Origin of the sequence: Streptomyces sp. WM6372 (assembly GCF_001279655.1) — a bacterium.
In the GTDB taxonomy this organism is placed as follows: domain Bacteria; phylum Actinomycetota; class Actinomycetes; order Streptomycetales; family Streptomycetaceae; genus Streptomyces.
In genome coordinates this window covers 1-323 of sequence record NZ_LGDB01000134.1, presented here as the reverse complement: position 1 = coordinate 323, position 323 = coordinate 1, and the positions used below count along the sequence as shown (strand labels likewise).

Annotated in this window: 2 pseudogenes; one reads left to right on the top strand and one right to left on the bottom strand. The window is 76.2% G+C overall.

Annotated elements, in window-relative coordinates:
• Nucleotides 1-114: pseudogene (locus tag ADK52_RS39810) on the top strand (hypothetical protein); the annotation flags it as partial.
• Nucleotides 115-151: 37 nt separating this feature from the next.
• On the opposite strand, the pseudogene ADK52_RS41345 reads toward ADK52_RS39810, so the two are convergent.
• A pseudogene (locus ADK52_RS41345) lies at nucleotides 152-319 on the bottom strand (Dyp-type peroxidase domain-containing protein); the annotation flags it as partial.
• Nucleotides 320-323 lie beyond the last annotated feature (4 nt).

Here is a 323-nt window from a genome sequence, read left to right as displayed (position 1 = left end):
GCCGGCGGCTCGTACCTGGTCGCCCGCCGGATCCGGATGCACATCGAGACCTGGGACCGCCCCCCGCTCCAGGAGCAGGGGGACATTTTCGGCCGGGACAAGGCCCCGGGGGCTGCCCGACCCCGCGGGGGGCGGGCCGGCGGGTTGCGTGGGCCGGCTCCTGCGGGTGGCCCGCGCAGCCGTGCACGCAGTGGCCCGGGCCGCTCTTGGGGGGGTCCAGGTTGTCGCCGGGGAACCGCTCCAGGTCGACCCGGGCCTCGGGGCGCTTGCCCTCCAGGCCGAAACGGTCCTTGGCGAAGAGCGAGGGGCCGAAACCGATGGTC